This window comes from Chromatiales bacterium, assembly GCA_014323925.1.
In the GTDB taxonomy this organism is placed as follows: domain Bacteria; phylum Pseudomonadota; class Gammaproteobacteria; order Poriferisulfidales; family Oxydemutatoraceae; genus SP5GCR1.
This window is the reverse complement of record JACONC010000003.1, coordinates 79,360-97,028: the sequence shown is the minus strand read 5'-3', so window position 1 is coordinate 97,028 and position 17,669 is coordinate 79,360. Positions and strand designations below refer to the sequence as shown.

Genomic DNA, 17,669 nt, shown 5'->3' with positions numbered 1-17,669 from the left:
TTTCTATTATCACCTGTCATACACCAGACTATTTAATCGGTGTACACAACCAGTTGCCGTGGCATCTGCCTGCTGATCTTGCACGATTTAAGAAAATAACAACCGGTCATATCATCGTGATGGGTAGAAAGACTTACCAATCATTAGGCCGACCGTTGCCCAACCGCACCCATGTGGTATTCAGCCGAAATAGTTTTAAGGCACAGGGATGTTATGTAGTCTCAACTTTGGATGAATTGCGCACCGTGGTCAACGACCAAGAATGTTTCGTCATCGGTGGTGCACAAATCTATCACCTATTCATACCGCTTGCCGAGCGTATATATCAAACCTTAGTCAATACTCATGAATTATCGGGCGATACCTATTTCCCTATCGCACTATTGAAAGATGAAGATTGGCGTGTCATAGAGAGTTACGACTATCCGGCGGACGAAAAAAATAAATACGATTTACATTTCCGCCTGCTTGGGCGTGTAAAATCTGCATAAGGTATTACAATAGCTTATTTTGAGGAGATATTATGGGATTAAAGTGGACTGATAGTCGCGAAATTGCGATTGCTTTAGACGAAGCGCACGCTGACATAATGCCGCAAGATGTGCGTTTTACCGATTTATATGAATGGGTTTGCGCACTGGAAGAGTTTGACGACGACCCTAAACATTGCGGAGAAAGAATTCTAGAAGCGATACAAATGGCTTGGATAGAAGAAAAAGACTAAAGGAGAAGAACAATAGCTATGGAAAGAACTTTATCTATTATCAAACCTGATGCGGTGGCAGCAAATCATATAGGCGATATCTATTCCCGTTTTGAATCAGCCGGCATACGAATCGTCGCCGCTAAAATGATGCATCTGTCAGAAGCACAGGCAAAGGCATTTTATGCAGTGCATAAGGAACGCCCATTTTTTAATGATTTGGTCAAGTTTATGATCTCTGGTCCAATTATGGTGCAGGTGTTAGAGGGCGATAATGTCATTGCCCACAACCGCGAATTGATGGGTGCGACCAATCCACAGGAAGCGGCAGCCGGCACCATACGCAAGGACTTTGCAACTAGCATAGATCAAAACGCAGTGCACGGTTCTGACGCACCTGAGACCGCGCAAACTGAGATCGCGTTTTTCTTTGACGAGTCCGAAATATGCAAGCGTACCTTAACGGAGAGAGGGTAGGCAAAATAGTGGCTGTCGGTATTAGAAAAGAGCTAATAAAATGAACCGGCCAGCTAGGAAAATCTCACCATCGTCGCATAGATCAGATACAGTTGTTACTTCAGTTTTTTTTCGCGCAAACGTAAATTAAAAACACCTTTAATAGATTTACCTAAAGGCCTACATTTTAATAAGCGGATTAAAATGGACGGGTTATTATTCTTAAAAAAACTGCCGGAGAATACGATACCAGTCGCTTTTTTTGACCCTCAATACAGAGGGATATTAGATAAATTGGGCTAGTGTCAGGCGGATATATCAGGGTATTCGGCAACCCTGAAATGGGTGAAAATGAGTGCCGTTAAAGAATGCTTAAAAAACATTTTATTGGCTAGATTTGTATATAATACAAAAAATAAATACACCATAAATATAAGAAAACTATATACTATAGAATATGAAAGCACACTCAACAATGAAGTTATTCAGGCTATGAAGCGGCAAAAAAGACAAACCATGTATTTCACTATATAATTTATCAATATGGAAGAAGAAAATATCAACGAGATGACAAAGCCAGGACAGTACTTAGCTTACGAGCGCGAGAAGCAAGGCCTGGAGATTGAGAATATCTCCAACGAATTGCATCTGTCGGTGAATATTATTCGTGCGCTGGAAGAAGACGCTTACGATCAGCTACCTGAGATGGTTTATATACGGGGTTATATACGCTCGTATTGCCGGCTGTTAAATAAAGATGCAACTCCGGTGCTTGAGATGCTTTCAGCCAACTTGCCAATGGAAGAAGATTATCTACACGCAGACTTATCGCTAAGTTCTCCATCCGACGAATACCGACAACGATTGATAATGATTGTGGGGAGTGTCGCTGTAATTACAATATTTTTAATACTGATTATGATCTGGTGGCAAGAAAAGCAACCTATGCAGGAGCCTGAATCTGCAGAACCGCTCGTGCAAAACACTGACATTGACGACTCGAATATCTCCAATATAACGACGATAAAGCAGGAGACTGTTTCGCCTGCAGATACACCAGATCCACCCAGCCAAGTATTAGCACCAGTTGAAATAGACATTAAAAAAGCAATGCCAGAAGACCAGATGCCCAACGGCTTAGCAACCGAAGATATGCAGATACCCGACGAGGTTAATCAGAATATTACTGAGAACGAGGATTTCATGGACGATATGCCGCAGGTGGTAACACTGGTCGTTATGTCTACGGACGAAAGTTGGGCGCGAATCAGAGATGGTAGCGGTAAGTTGATCGTTCATCGAATACTGCCAACCGGTTATAACAAAATTTTCAAGGCCAAAATGCCGTTGAATTTTGAACTGGGTAATGCATCTCGCGTGAGCATCATGATTGGCGGCAAAGACTACGATTTTTCATCGTATATAAGGGATAGCAACACAGCTTCTTTTCAGGTAACCGAACTGCCCTAAAACGAAGTGACAAATCCAATTAAATCTATACGCGGCATGCACGACGCATTAGCCGCACAAAGCGCATTGTTCGCCAACATAGAATCACATAGTATAGAAACACTACGTACTTTTGGCTACCAAGAGATACGCCTGCCGATATTAGAGAAAACCGAATTATATACGCGCTCAATAGGCAATCATACAGACATTGTTAGCAAAGAGATGTATAGCTTTGAAGACCGCAACAGCGATTCTCTGACACTGCGACCAGAAGGCACTGCAGGTTGCGTGCGCGCCGTTTTGGAAAATGGATTAATTACCACCAGACAGCGATTGTGGTACAGCGGGCCGTTTTTCCGTCACGAACGTCCCCAGAAAGGTCGTCTCAGACAATTTCACCAAGTCGGTGCCGAGACTTTTATGATGGCAGGACCCGATATAGACTGCGAACTCATTACTATCTCTAATCGGATTTTTGAAAAACTGGAGATTAAAAACCTGACATTGAAAATTAACTCACTAGGAACTTCTGAAGCGCGGCGGAACTACGGCAAAGTACTAGTAAATTGGCTTGAATCTCGCCGCGATAAGCTCGATGACGATTCATGCAGACGACTTGAAACAAACCCTTTGCGCATACTTGACAGCAAGGATGTAAACACCCAAAAGCTACTCGAGGATGCACCGCAGTTGAGCGATTATACAGACGATGCATCACGGTTACATTTAGAACAGCTGAAATCAATGTTGGACGACAACGGCATCGCTTATCAACACGACCCTCTTTTAGTTCGCGGACTAGACTATTATAATAAGACGGTGTTTGAGTGGGTCTCCCCAGGAGATAGCGGCCAAAATAGCGTTTGTGCCGGTGGGCGTTACGATGGACTGGTTGCCCTGTTGGGTGGCAAACCGACTACAGCTGCAGGCTTTGCCCTAGGTATAGAACGGCTTGCGCTGTTGTTGGAAGACAAAACCGACCTTGCACACCGAAGCGACATCTATGTGGTGGCACTGGGTGAGAGGGCGGAAAGCAAAGCGCGCATTTTAGCGGATTTGTTGAGAACTCAATTAGCGGCAGTGGTACTGAATAATTGCGGCGGTGGTAGCTTGAAGAGTCAACTGCGGCAAGCCGATAAGTCAGGTGCCAAAGTAGCAGTGATTTTAGGTGAAAATGAGGTGCGCGACAAAACCGCCACGATTAAAGATTTAAGAGGCAAAACCGAACAAAAAGTATGTAAAGAAAGTGAATTAGTATCTTGCATTCAAACATACTTTCCCGTTGAATAAACACTTTGAAGAATTGAGAGATTAAACATGGCAAAAAAGAAACACGAGAAACAGCCTAGTAAACCGTTAAGAAGAACTTCGCCAGCAAAAACGAGAGTCGCCTCAGCAGACGAGAGCAAGGAGATGCTCAGTGAATGGTGGCAAGATAACGGTAAGTATTTTATTGCCGGTGCGCTAATAGGTATCGCTGTCATCGGTGGTTGGAAAGGCTGGGATTACTACACTGAGACCCAAGCAAAGCAAGCGGCAATAGAATACAGAGATATGCTCAGCTACTTGGCTATAGAGGATAACGAAGAGGCAGAACAAATATTTAATGCTATTCGCGAACAATATACCGCAACCGTATATCCAGTATTCGCATCGTTTACGATGGCGAAGTTCAAAGTCGAACAAGGACAACTCGAAGAAGCTGCTGACGACCTCAGATGGATAACTGAACACTCACCGTATGACGAACTCAAATCCTTGGCTTGGGTACGCTTGGCACGGATATTGTTGGAATTGGACAAAAAGGAAGAAGCCTATGAAATCGTTCTATCGTATAGTTTTCCCCGCGGCGTTGAAGAGCTAGCTGCGGAAATACGAGGCGATTACTTAGTTAAAGAAGGGGAGTATGGGCAAGCTCAGAGTGCCTATCAAAGTGCCCTCTCTACTTCTATGGTAGACGACTACAATTTTATTATGATGAAAGTAGAGCAAATAGGCGGCAAACTAGGACCACCCGAAAGCTAACATTACGCCGTTTGCTTGATTAGCACAAACGGTTCCGCTTTGTGCAAAATAAACAGGGTTAATCGACGCCTGCACGAGCAGAAGGCATAGAGCGGGGTTGCCGATGCCTAGCCATGTATAATAGTTGCTACAATAGGGATGTTTACTTTATCGTAAGTTCTTGGCCAACAGCAACTATCTATGAGATATATGAATAATCGCATTTTTTCCGGTCTGTCGGATAAAACATACTGCTATTTATCCTCTGCATTGATAGCCTGCTTTTCGCTGCTACTGGGTGCTTGCTCGACTGTCAGCGATGTGCTACTCGGCAAAGAGGATCGTTATTTAGATGATGTACCGTCTTATCTGGTGATCGATAAGCTATGGTCGGTATCAGCGGTGGGCAGTTTTAAGAATGACTATTTCCCGTTTATGCCTCTGGTAGAAGAAAATCGCATTTATGTTTGTGGTCCCAAAGGGAAGATTGCCGCATTCAACGCCGATGACGGCAAACAGGTATGGAGCGCATCGCTATCGGAGGCACTGGTTGCCGGGGTTGGTGGTGGCAATGGCATATTACTACTAGGCACAGCTAAAGGTGAAGCGCTGGCAGTAGCCGAGGACTCTAAAACGGTATTGTGGCGACGCGGCTTGGGTAGCAGAATTTCGGCGATTTCTGAGAATTACAAAAATACCGTGATAGTGCGCACCGAAGATAATACGACTTTTGCTTTTCGTAGCGACGACGGCAGGCTACTTTGGCGACGCACAGACCAAGCGCCTGCGTTGACAATTAGAGGTGCAAATGTTCCGTTGTTTTACGAAGATAAAGTATTTTTAGGTTTAGATGACGGGCGAGTGCTGATAATTGAATTAGCGAATGGCAAGATGTTAAATCAGATTAAAATTGGCGTTAGTTCGGGTGAATCAGATCTAGACCGTATTGTTGATGTAGACGGGCGTATGCTGATACGAAACGATACTTTCTTCGCTACCGCATATCAAGGGCGTGCAATTGCTTTGGATCTGAGTAACAGCAGGTTGTTATGGCTGGCCGATGCGCCATCGCATGTGGGCATCGATGTAGGGCGCGAAGCTATGTATGTGACAACACCGGAGAATCAGGTGTTAGCACATAATCTGCTGAATGGTGAGAGGCTGTGGTCTAACAGTCGTATGATGGACACTGAGTTGAGTGCACCCATTTCAATGGGGACGCTAGTCGCAGTCGCCACCGACCGCGGCGACATCTACTGGTTATCGCGTAAGAGCGGCAAGTTATTGGATAAGTCTGATGTCGGTGGTGCGCCGGTTGTATCCTTGTTATCTTTTGACAATAGAAAGTTGATTGCTTTTGATAAAAGCGGCGATTTAACTGCGCTTTATGTCAAAGGTTATCGCAAAGCCAAATAGTATGCCATGCAAAAATTAGCACTGATAGGGCGACCGAATGTCGGCAAATCATCTTTATTCAACGCCCTACTACACAAACGCGAAGCCATCGTTTCTGCGCAACGCGGACTCACCCGAGACCGTCGCTATGGAGTGCTGAAAAGTGAAGATCAGTGCTGTATCATCATAGATACTGGCGGGCTTGGCGACGACAACGATATCAAGCAGTGGATTGCAAAGCAAACACAGCTAGCGATAGACGAATCCGATACCATTGCATTAATCGTCAATGCAGCTGAAGGTCTAACGCCCATAGATCAATCTTTAGCTGCCGACATCCACAAATCTGGTAAAAACTTATGGTTGATAATCAACAAAATAGATAGACAAAGTACAGCTTACTATCAAAGCGAATTCCTGTCGTTAGGAATACAACCGTGCTTTTATACAGCAGCCACTAAAGGTCGCGGGACGCGCACACTGCTGACAGCAATTGCCGCAGAATTGGGTGAGCCATTGCCTAAACGGCAAGACCCAAAACGCATACACTTGGCAGTCATAGGCCGCCCTAATGTCGGTAAATCTACCCTAGTAAATACTTTGATTAACGAACCACGGATGTTGACATCGGCAACCCCCGGCACTACCCGAGATGCTATCAGTGTGCCCTTTGATTTTGACAACCGAAACTTTTCATTGGTTGATACCGCCGGCATACGCCGCCGGAGTAAACTTGACAGCGACACCGAGAGGTTTAGCGTTGCCCAATCTTTAGAGCATATCGTGATGGGCGATGTCGCACTGCTCATCTGCGATGCTTCAGAAGGCATCACTGAGCAGGATGCGCGCCTAGCAATGCACGCGATTGAACAAGGCTGTGCACTCGTTATCGCATTGAACAAATACGATTTGTTGGATAGCGATGCGAAAACTAGTCTCAACCGTAGTGTCGATGTCAGATTTCGCTTTCTAGATTATGTAGAACTCTATCGTATCTCGGCATTGAAAAACAGAGGCTTGACAATGATGATGAAAGCAGTGAGCCGAGCTTATGACAATGCTTGCATTAAAATCCCCACTGCACAATGCAATCGTATTCTAAAAGATGCGATCAACCGGCATCCACCGCCGTTGGTGAAAAATCATCGGATTAAACCCCGTTATATTTGTCAAAGTGGCGAACTGCCACCACAGTTTGTTATTTCTGGCGGCCGAGTAGATTGTCTGCCGCAACATTACAAACGTTATCTGGCATCTTATATAAGGCGCTGCTTTAAGCTCAAAGGCACACCTATCTCCTTGGAGTTTCGTAAGACGAAAAATCCGTACGCACCCAACTAGTGGCATTAGCGAGCATGCGTATAAAAATATTTTACCAAGCCCTAACAATAGCAGAGAGGTGCCGCTACACTATGTATATAGACAAGACTTTAGAGGGCAACCAGTGTCGCTACCCATCGCCACGCATAGCAGGTCAATATATATCAGATAACAGCACATCATCCCGAGCAACCCAGCAACAATGTCATTATGCTTAAACTAAATAAGTTCCAAATTATTTATTTTGCGGCGTGGATTTTATGCCTGTTAGCTTTAGCAATTTCTCTTTTTTTTATGGAGGATTATCTACAGCTTGAACCATGTCCCTTATGCACGGTTAGTCGCCTTATCGTCGCCACACTTGCGCTGGTGTTTTTGTTAGCAGTGCTACAGAACCCCAAGCCCTTAGGGCAGAAGCTCTATGCTGCGCTAGCATTGTTATTTATTGGTGCCGGCATCGGCGTCTCAGCTAGACATATTTGGTTACAGAGCCTGCCAGCCGAATTGGTGCCCGGATGCACACCCGATATACAATACTTGTTTGATAGGTTTCCATTATCCGAAGCATTGCAGACGATTCTCAACAGTAGCGGAGAGTGTGCCGATGTTTCCTGGACATTCTTGGGATTGACGATACCCCAACAAACACTATTATTTTTTATCGTTTTACTGATTCTGGTAATAATTGCTTTTGTAAAAACACCAAGACGCGCACAATGAGTAGCATACTATCGGTCAATGTATCTGAAGCAAAACTTTTAGTCTATAAAGGACGAAGTGTGCAGAGCAGTATTCGCAAACAACCGATGGCAGGTGCGGTAGCAGTTGATAAACATGGGCTGGACGGCGACCGTCAAGCGGACCTCCGCAACCATGGTGGTCCTGCTAAAGGCATTTATATCTATCCATCTGAACACTATAGAGCTTGGCGCACATATTTGAACCGACCGCTGCCGTACGGAACTCTGGGCGAGAACTTAACAGTGGAAGGATTGCTTGAAACTGAGCTCTGTATCGGCGACCGTCTTGGTATTGGTGAGGTTGTCATTGAATTGACCCAGCCCCGCATTCCTTGTTATAAATTAGACATGAGTGTCGAGCAAAGCGGATTTTCTAAAACCTTTGCGCACAGTTGTAAGACTGGCAGTTATGCAAAAATTATCAAAGGTGGCACTTTGCGTGCTGGTGCAGAAATTGTATTCTTAAAGCGTACAGTTGAGCGTATTAGCGTATACGAGATTGCTCGACTATATTTTATAGACAAACAAAATTACGATGCGATCGAGCAAGTTGTCAAACTTAAGACATTGCCACAAGGCATCCGCAGTGTTTTTGAAAAACGTCTGGCACACTCTAAAATACAAGCTAAACTGTTATAACATAGAGTAATGACAAATATCACAGACACACGAATCGCACTCGTTGGCTACGGCAATATTGCGCGTAGCTTGCTAACCGGCTTGCTGGCTACAACGCCTGAAGCAACCCGCATATCAGTATCAAACCCCACGGCTGATAAATTCACCGAACTCAATCAAAAAAACAATAGGCTACGCACCTACACTTCTAATGTGCAAGCAGTTGAAAATGCGACACTGGTGATTTTGTGTGTTAAGCCCAATATGATACAAACGGTGTGTGCGGAAATTAAACATCTATTGATTAAACAGACTACGATATTGATTTCGGTTGCCGCTGGTGTATCGGTTGATTTACTGCAACAGTGGACATCAGAGGCTCTGCCTATAATACGCTGTATGCCGAATACACCCAGCGCAGTAGGTTGCGGCATCACTGCACTCTATGCCAATCAGTGCGCTGATACTGAACATAAAAAAATAACCGCAGATATTTTTGCAACGGTGGGAGCAACTGTGTGGCTAAATGACGAACAGGATATGCATGTTGTGACTGCACTCTCAGGTAGCGGGCCGGCTTATTTTTTCAGGTTTACCGAAGCGTTGGCAAAGGCTGCACAGCACTCAGGTTGTTCAACAGAGATAGCCCAGAGACTAGCCTTGCAAACTTTATACGGTGCAGCTAATCTGGCAGTGCAAAGTGATTCCAGTCTGGCAACGCTGAGAGAACAAATCACCTCTAAAGGTGGCGTTACAGAGCAGGGCTTAAAAGCATTAGAGCAAGTCGATATAGATCAAATCGCCCACACGGTGTTGACGAAAGCGAGTGCACGGTCGATCGAAATATCACAACAACTAGAGGATAAATGATGAGTGCCACGCAGCAAATTTCTTTATTTTTAGTTGATACTTTGATGACTCTCTATATACTTTTTTTGATGGCACGCGCCATACTGGAAGCAAGCCAAGCCGATTTTTATAACCCGGTCTCGCAAAGCGTTTATAAGATCACCCAACCGCTACTTAGACTAGTCAGACTGGTGATACCGGCAGTGGGCGTATGGGACATAGGTTGTTGGCTGTTGATTTATGTTATGCGAGTAGCAGAATTGTTTTTGATAATGCTGATACAAGGAGCTTCGTGGCCTATAGAATTATTGCTCAGGATCTCAGCGTTTCAAGTCGTCGAATGGTTGATACAATTCTATGCCATTGCTATTTTCATTTTAGCAATCGCTAGCTGGTTCGTTAGCCCAGTGCAAATGATAAAAAATCCAGTGTTGTCGCTATTGAACCATATAGTCACACCGCTGATAGCCCCAGTGAGACGCTTTATGCCCACCGTAGGTGTGGTTGACTTCAGCCCACTGATAGTACTGCTCGGGTTATACCTGCTATTGAATATCATTCGCACCTTTTATTAGCCTTAGCGATAGATGGGGACGCTTGTTTTAGGCATAGAAACCTCGTGCGACGAAACCGGCATTGGTTTGGTAGACTCACAAATGGGAGTCGTCGGTGAAGCTCTGTTTAGCCAAATTGATATACACCGCGAGTACGGAGGTGTAGTGCCGGAACTCGCATCTAGGGATCACATACGCAAACTATTACCGTTGTTGGATGAAGCCCTAGGCGATTACCGATTAACGCAAGTTGACGCAGTTGCCTATACCGCAGGTCCCGGTTTAATAGGTGCGTTACTAACTGGCGCAGTGATCGGGCATAGCTTGGCTTGGGCATTGGATAAACCAGCATTTGGCATACACCATCTAGAGGCACACATACTCGCCTGTTTATTAGAAAACCCAACACTGCAACCTCCGTATTTGGCATTGCTGGTATCGGGCGGACACACTCAGCTGATAGAAGTCTTGGGGCTAGGCAAATATAGTCTGCTCGGAGAGACGCTTGACGATGCAGTCGGAGAAGCCTTTGATAAAGTCGCTAAAATGTTATCTTTACCTTATCCCGGCGGACCGGCCATCTCACAACTTGCCGAACACGGCAAACTAGGAAAATTCGAGTTCACCAGCCCCATGGTAAACAAGCCGGGGTTGGATTTTAGTTTCAGCGGCTTGAAAACGCAGGTTATGAACCAAATCCGCAATAGTGCGAACGACCCACAAAGCCGCGCCGACATTGCGTTGGCTTTTGAGATCTCTGCGGTGAACGCATTGATAATGAAGAGCAAACGCGCTCTGCAACAAACCTCATATAAACAATTGGTAGTCGCCGGAGGCGTTGCAGCAAACCGTCGTTTGCGTAACAAACTAAAAGAGTTAGCTAAAGATTGTGCGGTGGAAGTAATCTATCCGAAACCTGATTTGTGCATGGATAACGGTGTGATGATTGCGCATGCTGGCATGCTACGCTTGCGCGCAGGACAACCAGAGGATTTATTGCCACAAGTGAACGCACGTTGGTCGTTATCTGATCTGCAGCCGCTATCGCAGTAGAAGTATCTAGCTCTCCGAATTGCGTATACAGGTAGCTAAACCTATATATGCTAACACCAACACTACAAAAAGAGCACTCGTCCAGAGTGGTAATGGTGCGATACCAATAACCGTCTCTTTCACTAAACGGCTAGTCGTCACCACTAGATGTTCTTCGCTGCCTCTAGTACTTCAGCTACATGCCCCGATACTTTAACTTTACGCCACTCTTGTCTGAGTATACCTTTTTCGTCTATCAAAAAAGTGCTACGCTCGATGCCACGAAACATTTTGCCGTACATGCTCTTCGGCTTAATGACATCAAATAACTTGCAGACTTCCTCATCTTGATCAGATAAAAGATCAAACGGAAACTTATATTTACCCTTAAATTTCTCGTGCGACTTAATGGTGTCGCGCGACACTCCGATAATTTTGGTATTGTGGCTATCAAAGCTACGCGCCTTGCTTTTGAAGTCTTGGCTCTCTCGGCTACAACCCGGTGTGTTATCGCGCGGGTAAAAATAGAGAACCAGCTTAGAACCAATGAAATCGGATAACGCAACTTCCTTCTCGCCGGTGGCAGGTAGCTTAAAATCTGGCACCTTTTTATCTACTACTATTTTGCTCATATCTGTTAAAAGGTCATGGTGAATCTAAACAAGGCATATTTTAACCTATTTGCCAATCAACGACGGTGGTAATCGGCTTTCACTTCTCCTACATCCTAATCGTGTCAGTTTAGTTCTGCAGTTTAGTAGAAATCAGTATGGCTACGACAGCGTTATCGCACCACTTCACAAATTGCCACCACTTCACAAATTGCGGTGGTCAACTGCGACAGCTGCTCGGCAGTGATTATATAAGGTGGCATAATGTAGACCAGATTTCTAAATGGTCTAATCCAAACCCCTCGTTGCACAAAGGCTTTACACAATGCAGGAACATCAACAGGATTATGCAGTTCAACGATACCAATTGCACCGATGACGCGTACTTCCTTAACCGATTTGTAGTCGTTGCAAACACTCAGCTCGGCTATGAGTTGCCGTTCGATAGACGAGACTTGTTGCGCCCAATGATTTTGCTTAAGCAATTCAACATTTGCCAATGCAACCGCACAGGCAAGCGGATTTGCCATATAAGTCGGACCGTGCATAAATGCACCGGCTGCGCCATTATCAACTGCCCGACTGATTGACTGGCTGGTTATCGTCGCAGCAATCGTTAGATAGCCAGCGCCTAGGGCTTTGCCGATACACATAATATCAGGCACAACATCGGCTTGTTGTAGCGCAAATAAGGTGCCTGTTCTGCCGAAGCCGGTAGCAATTTCATCAAAGATCAGCAAAATATCGTGTTGCTGGCAAAGTTCGTGTGCTCTGCGCAAATAACTGGGGTGATATATATGCATGCCACCAGCACCTTGCACGATAGGTTCCAATATCATCGCCGCAATACTATCTGCGTGCTGCGCTATAGTTTTTTCAAGTGTATTCAGAGCAACTTCGTCTGCCCGCTCTCGGTAGCGCGGTGCTGCTACGAAGATCTGTTGTGGCAAAATCCCACGAAACAAGCCATGCATCCCAGTCTCAGGGTCGCAAACCGACATCGCCGCAAAAGTGTCGCCGTGATAACCACCGCGTATAGTCAATAACTTAGTTTTATCTGTGCTACCTTTGGCTTGCTGATATTGCAACGCCATTTTGATTGCCACTTCTACCGAGACTGAGCCAGAGTCACAAAAGAAAATACAATCCAACGGCGACGGCAACAACGAACACAAAGATTGACCTAATGCGACCGCTGGTGGATGCGTCAAGCCACCGAACATCACATGCGCCATCTTTGAGAGTTGTGCTTTTGCAGCTGCGTTTAATCGTGGATGATTGTAGCCGTGGATGGCTGCCCACCAAGACGACATGCCGTCTATTAGTTCAGTGCCGTCGGCGAGCACTAAGTAGACTTGGTGCGCTTCGACTACTGGCCAAACTTGAGCTGTAGTGCCTAATGCACTATACGGATGACGCAGGTGGTGGTGGTCAAACGCCGACATTGTATCGTTCCACAATGTCGGCTTTGATTTTTTCATTTCTCCACTACAGGTGGATGATAAATCATTTGTATGCAGTTACCTTCAGGATCAAGGCAATAGAAACTACGCGCACCGTCTCGATGGGTGCGTGGCGGTTTGTCTATTTTGACATCTTTTTGCAATAAAAACTGATGCCACAAATCAACATCTTCGGCTCGCTTTAATAGAATACCCATATGGTCTAAAGCACCGCTGCCATCTATGCTATCGACTTGATGCAACGCTAAATTGTCCGGTCCGCAACTCAAATACAAATTCTCTGAGTCTGGCCGCCATTCAACCGTATAACCCAGCACATCAACATAAAAATGCTCACATGCTTTTAGATCTAATACCTTCAGCGCGACATGAAACAAACCCGCCGATGCCGGTGGTCTCATTCTTCTATAACCTCAACGCTATAATTAATCTCGGCAGTCTTTTCCAACATTTTAGAGACCGATGAATGTTTTTCGGCAGAAGCCTTGACCGCTCGTTTAACGATGCTCTTATCCAAGCGATGACCGCGCACTATAAAATGCCCGTTGATACGCGTGAAAACGGCAGGTTCACTATCCGCTCGCTCAGCTGTCAATGCAATTTCGACACTGCTTATTTGTTGACTGGCTTTCTTTAGTATCTCGACAACATCAAAACTACTACATCCGCCTAAGCCGGCAAGCACCATTTCCATAGGCCGGGCGGCTAAATTACGACCACCGGCAGCAGGCGCACCATCCATCACGACACTATGTCCTGAACCAGTCTCAGCAATAAAAGATACCCGGTCTACCCATTTAACATTGACTTCCATCGGATAACTGTAATTCGCTTAGTTGGATACAAAACTCTTTATTCTGTCAACGGCTTTCCGTAAATCTTGTGGTGCAACTGAAAGCGACAGCCGCAGATAGTTTGCTATGCCAAAAGCAATGCCCGGCACGGTGCTGACATAACTTTTATTCAGCAGTTGTTCGGCGAGTTGCAGGTCGTCGGAGACATCAGGATGTCGGGCGATGGCTTGCGAGAAGTCAACAAAAGCATAAAAGCTACCGGCCGGTGTCGGCGCACTCACGCCGTCTATTTCGTTCAGTGCCGCTATCAGATAGTCGCGTCGTTCGGCAAAGGCGTCTCGCATCGTGTAGACACAATCCAGAGAACCTGCGAGTGCTGCTTGGGCGGCAGCCTGAGAAATAGAACATGGGTTGGAGGTGCTTTGCGATTGTATTTTTTTTATCGCAGCGACTAAATCTGCATGCCCGGCAGACCAACCAATCCGCCAACCAGTCATTGAGTAAGATTTAGAGACACCGTTGACGATGACACATCGCGGGTATAGTTCGGGGCATACATTGAGTATGTTGTTAAAAACCTGTCCGTCAAATACGAAATGTTCGTAGATATCGTCACTGCAGATTACGACTTGCGGATGTTTTAATAACACCTCGGCGAGTGCGCTTAGTTCTTGTGCACTATAGACACTGCCCGACGGGTTATTCGGACTGTTCAATAAAAGCATGCGGGTGCGTTGATTGATATGCTGTTCCAGTTGCTCAGCAGTAATTTTGAAATCTTGTGCGGCGGTCGTGGCGACCACGACCGGGATACCCTCGGCGAGTTTAATAATATCGGGATAGCTAATCCAAAAGGGCGCTGGCACTATCACTTCGTCGCCTTCGTTTAGGAGTGCTTGACATATATTATAGAGAGAGTGCTTGGCACCGCAGGAAACTATAATCTGATTATCTGCATAATCAAGGCGGTTATCGCGCTTCATTTTAGCGACAATCGCCTCTTTGAGTTCGGCAACACCATCCACCGCAGTATAGCCAGTTTTATTTTCGGCGATGGCATCCACCGCGGCTTGTTTTACATGATTAGGCGTCGGGAAATCTGGCTGACCTACCGCGAGGTTGACGATATCCTTGCCTTCGGCTCGCAACTTGTTAGATAGCGCAGAGATGCTAAGCGTCTTAGAAGGGCTAATTTTTGAACTACGCGCTGAAATAAATTGCATGGATTCCATATATCTCTCTTAAATAGAAATACAAAGGGAATTATATACTATTCTGCACAAAGATATCATTTCGGCACTAACTTATAGCGAATCTATTCGCCATCTGGTTTAGGCGGCTTACAGGGTTTAGTAGTCATTAGTCGCCTGAATTCTTCCTCCATCTTTCTTTTGCTTGGAGATTTCATAATCACAACCATTGACATGCCGTGCCATAAGCTGTAACCTGTGGGTGAATATTCTTTTTAGGCTGTATTTTAGATTTTAGTATTTCATATACAGGATTACCGTCCAGCCTGAACTTCATTTGTCTGTAGTGGCCGTTGCTGTCATGTCTATCCTCAATCTGCCCTATTTGCTTACTATGCATTAATGAAACAAACACCACTTTTTGATCATCCATTTGATTTCTATTTCGAGCTTTTGAGTTACAAAGCAATAGATTACTGCATAAAGTTTCAACTACTTGCTTCTTGTGAAATACATGGAAATGTTTTCTGTCTATTGGGTCTCTAGCGGAACCAGGGTATATGCTTAGATAGTCGGCATTCCCGCCATCAAATAGTGCTTTATCAAAGAATGACGCTAACATTCTTGGTTTTTTTAATTCTTCTAAAAGGCTTCTCATGTGTGGTTGGAGTCGCAACTTCGCAGCCATTTTATCAGCAAGATATTCTTCCCACGTAGCTGGATATGCATCTATGCAAGCAATCATTATGCTTGCAATATTTCCTAACCCTTGGAAAATAGTGTTAGTTTCAAGGCGGCTTTTACTGTATAAGAAAATCTGCCATCGAGCTCCCGCTTTTACTGAGTGAAATCTGTCTTTTTTATCCGCAACATCTTTTTTGTCTTTATGACTTCCTCTTTGTACATGACCGCCAATTAGTTCAGCAAAGTGCGCTTCATTTACATGACCAGATATTTTTACCGTGCTTGCCTGTTCGCTGGTCATGGCTCTCCGTCTAGGCATCATCCCAGCACCAAAAGTTCATGTGAATGTTTTATGTGATTGTTTGTTCCGTTCTCTATTCTGTTTTTACCTATTCGTGTTTCGCCTTGCCCAAGTGTGTATTGCCACTCCACTTCTACAATATCAAAATCAGAATACCAATCTCTTATTGTTTGGCAATCATTGTATGAGAGGATAAAGCCACCTTTATGTTTGTAAAGTAGATCACGCAACAACTCATGGTTAAATTTGTTGTGGTGTATAGGGAAGTTTCTTTGGGGGTATATCCCCTTAAACATCTTGCTATTACCATTCAAATAATAAGGCGGGTCGCAATACATGAAAGAATCTATATGCTGAGGTATAGTTCTGCTGAAGTTTCCCCAACATACTGATAGATTAGGGCAGGTGAAGTTTCTAACTTTATCAAGTAATCTAATGTATCTGTCTTCTTCCTCGTATATTTTTGACATCCAACCTAAAAAACCAGGTCCATAAGATAGATTATGATTAAACCAGTAATGAGCTGCTAAAGATGTTTTATCCTCTATTTTTTGTGACTTGTCCCAGTGTTTGCGAAGTCTATTTTTTACTTGTGAATATCTACTTTTTGTTGGTTTCCATTTACGCAAATGGCTATATAGTTCTAATGGTTTCTTTAGCTGTATTTGCCAATAATTTGTTAGTATACTAAACACATCGTAACCTTTCACTTTCATACCTAATTCTTTAGCACAGGCAATCTCAACACTACCGCCACCAAAAAACGGAGATACCAATGAAGTAGTCTTAGGTGGTAGATGCTCTATTATGTGTCCAACAGCAAGGGTTTTCCCACCAGCGTATCGCAACGGCAAACCGTTATATCTAGAGTACTTGTGTTTTCCTTTCCCATTAAGCCTGTTCAACAGACTGGCTTGCCTGGTTCCGTCCCACAATGCAAGCATGGTGGCTAATCTAGCAATTCTTTATACTTTATACTTTTGCCACCACTGGCGTCAACCATAGCAGCTAGCCTATCTACCGTGTCTACTTTACAATTCCCTTCGCTCAGTCTAAATACAAACTCATCTACATATCTCTTGCAGTGCTTCATGCTCCAATTATGGTATGTCCTGTTGTAGCCTCGCTTTAATACCGCCCACACGCTTTCTATTCCATTGGTGTGTGCCATGCCATTCACATATTCTTTTGTCGAGTGCTTAACTACTTTATGCCGCCTATACGCTCCAGTATAAGACGGATTATTATTAGTGTATGTATTGTAGCCTACCCGCATATTATTATGAATAATCAAGTTTAATGTTTGCTTGGTGTTTGCCATTTTTGTGCTACTATTTTGCTCCCTTATTCCTAGTATAGCATGCTTGCTTTTTTCTTTACCAAACGCTGCAGCATAAACCCAGCTGATTTTTTGAGTAATACACATCCTTTGAAGATAGGCATTATAAAAAGATCTACCTAGGATGTTGCTGTGGGTTTGAATTTTGGCAAGGAGTTGAACTG

Annotated in this window: 21 protein-coding genes; 13 read left to right on the top strand and 8 right to left on the bottom strand. The window is 44.5% G+C overall.

Annotated features, from left to right (window positions below; genetic code table 11):
- Positions 1 to 5: 5 nt before the first annotated feature.
- The 13 genes from GDA45_02455 (at position 6) to tsaD (ending at position 11,144) form a co-directional block, all read left to right on the top strand.
- A complete protein-coding gene (locus GDA45_02455) occupies positions 6 to 491 on the top strand; it encodes a dihydrofolate reductase (GenBank protein ID MBC6413784.1) in 486 nt (161 codons plus the stop codon).
- A gap of 32 nt (positions 492 to 523) precedes the next feature.
- Positions 524 to 724, top strand: a complete 201-nt coding sequence (gene iscX, locus GDA45_02450; protein ID MBC6413783.1) for a Fe-S cluster assembly protein IscX — start codon at positions 524 to 526, stop codon at positions 722 to 724.
- Between the two features lie 12 nt (positions 725 to 736).
- A complete protein-coding gene (gene ndk / locus GDA45_02445; GenBank protein MBC6413782.1) occupies positions 737 to 1,180 on the top strand; it encodes a nucleoside-diphosphate kinase in 444 nt (147 codons plus the stop codon).
- 522 nt (positions 1,181 to 1,702) lie between these two features.
- A complete protein-coding gene (locus tag GDA45_02440) occupies positions 1,703 to 2,629 on the top strand; it encodes a helix-turn-helix domain-containing protein (protein MBC6413781.1) in 927 nt (308 codons plus the stop codon).
- 6 nt (positions 2,630 to 2,635) lie between these two features.
- Positions 2,636 to 3,901, top strand: a complete 1,266-nt coding sequence (hisS, locus tag GDA45_02435) for a histidine--tRNA ligase (protein ID MBC6413780.1) — start codon at positions 2,636 to 2,638, stop codon at positions 3,899 to 3,901.
- Between the two features lie 27 nt (positions 3,902 to 3,928).
- Positions 3,929 to 4,636 carry a tetratricopeptide repeat protein gene (locus GDA45_02430; GenBank protein MBC6413779.1) on the top strand — a complete coding sequence of 236 codons (708 nt, stop codon included), beginning with the start codon at positions 3,929 to 3,931 and terminating at the stop codon, positions 4,634 to 4,636.
- 189 nt (positions 4,637 to 4,825) lie between these two features.
- Positions 4,826 to 6,031: an outer membrane protein assembly factor BamB gene (bamB, locus tag GDA45_02425; GenBank protein ID MBC6413778.1), complete on the top strand. Its 1,206-nt coding sequence runs from the start codon at positions 4,826 to 4,828 to the stop codon at positions 6,029 to 6,031.
- Between the two features lie 6 nt (positions 6,032 to 6,037).
- Positions 6,038 to 7,351: a ribosome biogenesis GTPase Der gene (der, locus tag GDA45_02420; protein ID MBC6413777.1), complete on the top strand. Its 1,314-nt coding sequence runs from the start codon at positions 6,038 to 6,040 to the stop codon at positions 7,349 to 7,351.
- A gap of 189 nt (positions 7,352 to 7,540) precedes the next feature.
- Positions 7,541 to 8,050 (top strand): disulfide bond formation protein B, encoded by a 510-nt coding sequence (locus GDA45_02415; protein ID MBC6413776.1) that lies wholly within the window; start codon positions 7,541 to 7,543, stop codon positions 8,048 to 8,050.
- On the top strand, positions 8,047 to 8,709 hold the full coding sequence (locus tag GDA45_02410; GenBank protein MBC6413775.1) for an MOSC domain-containing protein: 663 nt from the start codon (positions 8,047 to 8,049) through the stop codon (positions 8,707 to 8,709). Before GDA45_02415 ends, GDA45_02410 begins: the two co-directional genes overlap by 4 nt.
- 9 nt (positions 8,710 to 8,718) lie before the next feature.
- Entirely contained in the window at positions 8,719 to 9,558 is an 840-nt protein-coding gene (locus tag GDA45_02405) for a pyrroline-5-carboxylate reductase (protein MBC6413774.1), read from the top strand.
- Positions 9,555 to 10,112 carry a YggT family protein gene (locus tag GDA45_02400; protein MBC6413773.1) on the top strand — a complete coding sequence of 186 codons (558 nt, stop codon included), beginning with the start codon at positions 9,555 to 9,557 and terminating at the stop codon, positions 10,110 to 10,112. Before GDA45_02405 ends, GDA45_02400 begins: the two co-directional genes overlap by 4 nt.
- Before the next feature lie 12 nt (positions 10,113 to 10,124).
- Positions 10,125 to 11,144 (top strand): tRNA (adenosine(37)-N6)-threonylcarbamoyltransferase complex transferase subunit TsaD, encoded by a 1,020-nt coding sequence (gene tsaD, locus GDA45_02395; GenBank protein ID MBC6413772.1) that lies wholly within the window; start codon positions 10,125 to 10,127, stop codon positions 11,142 to 11,144.
- A 143-nt stretch (positions 11,145 to 11,287) separates the two neighbouring features.
- Here tsaD and GDA45_02390 read toward each other — a convergent pair whose 3' ends face one another.
- The 8 genes from GDA45_02390 to GDA45_02355 form a co-directional block, all read right to left on the bottom strand.
- Entirely contained in the window at positions 11,288 to 11,755 is a 468-nt protein-coding gene (locus GDA45_02390; GenBank protein ID MBC6413771.1) for a peroxiredoxin, read from the bottom strand.
- 152 nt (positions 11,756 to 11,907) lie between these two features.
- Entirely contained in the window at positions 11,908 to 13,179 is a 1,272-nt protein-coding gene (gene bioA, locus GDA45_02385) for an adenosylmethionine--8-amino-7-oxononanoate transaminase (GenBank protein ID MBC6413770.1), read from the bottom strand.
- Positions 13,180 to 13,211: 32 nt separating this feature from the next.
- Positions 13,212 to 13,598, bottom strand: coding sequence for a VOC family protein (locus GDA45_02380; protein MBC6413769.1), 387 nt, complete (start codon positions 13,596 to 13,598; stop codon positions 13,212 to 13,214).
- The gene (locus GDA45_02375; protein MBC6413768.1) at positions 13,595 to 14,011 is read right to left on the bottom strand and encodes an OsmC family protein; all 417 of its coding nucleotides are present in this window, start codon (positions 14,009 to 14,011) and stop codon (positions 13,595 to 13,597) included. Before GDA45_02375 ends, GDA45_02380 begins: the two co-directional genes overlap by 4 nt.
- 18 nt (positions 14,012 to 14,029) lie before the next feature.
- Positions 14,030 to 15,214 carry a pyridoxal phosphate-dependent aminotransferase gene (locus GDA45_02370; protein MBC6413767.1) on the bottom strand — a complete coding sequence of 395 codons (1,185 nt, stop codon included), beginning with the start codon at positions 15,212 to 15,214 and terminating at the stop codon, positions 14,030 to 14,032.
- 187 nt (positions 15,215 to 15,401) lie between these two features.
- Positions 15,402 to 16,166 (bottom strand): hypothetical protein, encoded by a 765-nt coding sequence (locus GDA45_02365; GenBank protein ID MBC6413766.1) that lies wholly within the window; start codon positions 16,164 to 16,166, stop codon positions 15,402 to 15,404.
- 17 nt (positions 16,167 to 16,183) lie between these two features.
- Positions 16,184 to 17,110: a DNA adenine methylase gene (locus GDA45_02360; protein ID MBC6413765.1), complete on the bottom strand. Its 927-nt coding sequence runs from the start codon at positions 17,108 to 17,110 to the stop codon at positions 16,184 to 16,186.
- Between the two features lie 5 nt (positions 17,111 to 17,115).
- Positions 17,116 to 17,592, bottom strand: coding sequence for a transposase (locus GDA45_02355; protein ID MBC6413764.1), 477 nt, complete (start codon positions 17,590 to 17,592; stop codon positions 17,116 to 17,118).
- Between the last annotated feature and the right edge of the window lie 77 nt (positions 17,593 to 17,669).